The following is a 3,328-nucleotide window of genomic DNA, read 5'->3' on the forward strand; positions in this document are numbered from 1 at the left end:
GGATTCAAGTACGAAGTGCGACACCTCTGAACATAAAAACAGTGAGATGCGATAATCATGAAGTTTGCTCCCGCCAAGAAGTAAAAAACATGAGATACACGCACCTCACTGAGAACGAAAGGTATATGATTTCTGCACTCAGAAAGCAAGGAATTAGTACCCCTAAAATAGCTAAACAACTGGGTCGTCACAAAGCTACTATCTATCGAGAAATTGAACGGAACTCCCGATACAACAGACACTTTAAAAGGTACTCCTATCAAGCATGGAGAGCCCAACAAATGGCTCGCAACCGGCTGAGTCGCTCGCGCAGAAATAAGCGCTACAGCGAAATCGACTTCAGGTTACCTGAAGCCTTGCTACGACTGGATTGGAGTCCTGACCAAATCGTCGGATACCTGAGGGTAAGAGGCTATCCAACAATGAGCCACGAGCTCATTTATCAGTACATTTGGAACGACAAAACTCTCGGTGGAACACTATGGAAACACCTACGCCAATCCACTAAGAAAAGGCGTAAAAGGTATAACTCAAAAGACAGCCGAGGTCGGCTGGCAGCAAAGCGTCATATTACCGAAAGACCAGCAAAAGCTGAGCATCGAAAAGAGCCTGGTCACTGGGAGATTGATACCGTCGTGGGCCGCGGAACTAAGCACTGCATCGTGACTTTAGTCGACAGAATGACTGGCTACACTTTTATTGGGCAAATGGACGATAGAACAAGCGAGTCGCTCAACGTAAGAATGAGCAAAATCATGACCCGCTCTGACTTACCTTTTAAGACGATAACTGCGGATAACGGCACTGAATTTCATGGTTATGCACAACTAGAAAAACATCATAACTGTCTGTTTTACTTTGCAAATCCTTACCACTCATGGGAACGAGGTACAAATGAAAACACCAACGGTTTGATACGACAATACTTACCAAAACGAACTTCTATGTCACACGTGACACAGAAGCTCTGCAATGAAATTGCACACAAATTAAATACGCGCCCACGCAAAAGACTTGGGTATAGAACACCAACGGAGTATATTCATGCGCATCTATAGAAAGTGTCGCACTTCAAACTTGATACTAAGTTTTATGCGCCATTCATATCGAATGAGTCAGCCCCTAAATTATGTAATTCATTTAACTTTTCAGGGTCTTCTATTGTTTCAAATATTCGATCTATTACCCGATCCATTTCTTGCGGTTTTTTATAAAACCCTCTGGCAAACCTAACTGAAATTCGAGTTAGAATATCGATTTGCATATCCCTTATTGTAACCATTTCAGCGGTTTCCGAAAGGAGGTTTATATCAACCTCAGTGCCTTCTATAGACCACTTTGATAATTCGTAAAGTCGTTCATGAGCCTTGTTCTTTTCATCTAACTTTATTGAAATCTGTTGAAAAATTAAATCTAAGAATAGCTTTTTTGCGCATTTAACTCATCACTGAATGCCTTATCTTTAAAAAAACGGGCTTCTTTTTCAGTTAAGTCCAACGATTTACCTTGTAATTTATACAACCTTTGAAATTCTTCTTTTTGTGTTTCAAGCATTGTTCTCTGTAAACGAATCGTAACAACAACTGCAATCAAAGTAGCAAAAGCTATAACTGGAGAGAAGACCCCACCAATAAAGCTACCCAATGCCCCCCAATCATTTGAACTAGTTGATAATGTGCCATCGAATACCTTTCTATATTGATATATCGCCACACCACCGCTAAAGACAATTAACGCAGCTAAAAACCAGATCAGCCTTTCAAACACTTTAGTAAAATCTCTCACAATAACTCCAAAAAAATATAACGCCCGCTTAAGGGGCAGACAACGCTACCACCAAGTTTCCGCATAACACCTTAATCACAAAAGCCAACGCATAATAAAAATGCCATGCGTTGGCTGTCCCTCTTGAAGCGTTTGTTAGCCGATTTTCAAATCTAGCTTGAAATTACGAATAATTTTTTCATCCAAACAGCTGCGTAAAAACTTATTCATTGCTGTCATGTCATTAGAAGAATAGAAGTCGAGCATGAGCGTATTAAACTCTTGCTGACGCTTAGCTTGCACATTAATGATAGGGAAACCGTTAGCTAACAAAATACCGTTCATCATAAACCGGCCTGTACGTTTGTTAACATCCCAAAAAAATTGAGCGCGTGCCATTTGTAAAAATGCAGTAATTGCTTGATCGTAAACATCAGATTCGCTATTCACCTGACTCTCAACTTCAAGCCATTTATCGTCCAACTCATCTGGAGCAGGAGGCTCATACTCTGAACCCGTGATAGAAACGTAACCAGAGCGAAATTTGCCCCACTCTAACGCTTCTTCTTTGCCAGCGATATTGTGGATTTTTAAGGCGGTTTCTTTATTAAATTGAAACTCACCTTGATCAACTAAGCCAAAAATGAGCTCCCATGCTCGAGCTTGGTTCATCGCCATATTTTGATCACTAATTCGATGGCCACCTACGGTGATCCCATCAAGAATGGTTTGCACCTCAGGTAAAGTCATTGCAACACCCTCGAGGTTAACAGCGTCATAAACCAAAGCTGGAACATCTCTTTTGGCAAGTTGTTTAGCCAACGGTATATTTGGTTTCATATTCCACATGTTATCTGTCAATGCTGTCATGGTGGTCTTCTTCAATGTAAGTAAAACTTGGCTAAGTATACACTTACTGATGAGTAAGGTGGTAGAAGTCGGCTAACGCCCGGCTAAGGGGTTGACAACGCACCGCCGAACTCAAAAAACACACTGTAAACACTGAACTTCAATTTTGCACTAAAACCGCCAAGCGTTGACAATCCCTCTTGAGCCGTTTGTTATGCAAATTCAATGAGATAAACTGACTTTACACGACCAAAAGCCACAATTGCAATGGTTGAGTGATTCAAGAACCAACCCAAGTAGGAGCCGAGATAAATAAGCCGCCAAAACAAAGTCCACCGTTCAACAACAAACCAAGCTTTTGAATGAGACAAACTCAACAAGCAAGACTTTCAGCAAATGCGAAATACTCGATAAACTTGCCCTTTCCACACTTTGCGCCCACTTAATTTACAACACGCCAACGCTAAAACTGATTGAGGCAAACAAAGAACCTTGCCTGTTTTACGGCTTGAGTGAACCAAGAATTTTAGCTTGGATTCATATACTAAGTGCAACGCTTATAAATAAAACAGTGAGCTGTCATAATCCCTATTTTTCCTCCCGCCAAGAAGTGAAAAATTATGGCTTATAAACAGCTCACCGAAGGGGACAGATATACTATCGCTGCCTATAAAAAGCAAGGCCTTAGCTATGCTGAAATCGCTCGGCTTACCGG

General features: G+C 41.2%; 5 protein-coding genes. 2 read left to right on the forward strand and 3 right to left on the reverse strand.

All coding sequences use genetic code 11. From position 1 onward, the window contains the following. Positions 1-89 precede the first annotated feature (89 nt). Positions 90-1,058, forward strand: coding sequence for an IS30-like element ISVa6 family transposase (locus AACT42_RS10020; protein WP_094182996.1), 969 nt, complete (start codon positions 90-92; stop codon positions 1,056-1,058). 32 nt (positions 1,059-1,090) lie between these two features. Here the strand turns inward: AACT42_RS10020 and AACT42_RS10025 are convergent, their stop codons facing one another. From AACT42_RS10025 to AACT42_RS10035, 3 genes are all read right to left on the reverse strand, one after another. Next, positions 1,091-1,264, reverse strand: a complete 174-nt coding sequence (locus tag AACT42_RS10025) for a hypothetical protein (RefSeq protein WP_176432246.1) — start codon at positions 1,262-1,264, stop codon at positions 1,091-1,093. Between the two features lie 149 nt (positions 1,265-1,413). Further along, on the reverse strand, positions 1,414-1,785 hold the full coding sequence (locus AACT42_RS10030) for a hypothetical protein (RefSeq protein WP_094132253.1): 372 nt from the start codon (positions 1,783-1,785) through the stop codon (positions 1,414-1,416). A 135-nt stretch (positions 1,786-1,920) separates the two neighbouring features. Further along, positions 1,921-2,634: a Fic family protein gene (locus AACT42_RS10035; protein ID WP_176432247.1), complete on the reverse strand. Its 714-nt coding sequence runs from the start codon at positions 2,632-2,634 to the stop codon at positions 1,921-1,923. 599 nt (positions 2,635-3,233) lie between these two features. On the opposite strand from AACT42_RS10035, the gene AACT42_RS24790 reads away from it, so the two are divergent. Next, positions 3,234-3,328, forward strand: a 95-nt coding sequence (locus AACT42_RS24790; RefSeq protein WP_141194994.1) for a helix-turn-helix domain-containing protein, incomplete at its 3' end; no start/stop codon positions are given.

Origin of the sequence: Vibrio sp. V15_P4S5T153 (assembly GCF_963874485.1) — a bacterium.
Lineage (GTDB): Bacteria > Pseudomonadota > Gammaproteobacteria > Enterobacterales > Vibrionaceae > Vibrio > Vibrio anguillarum.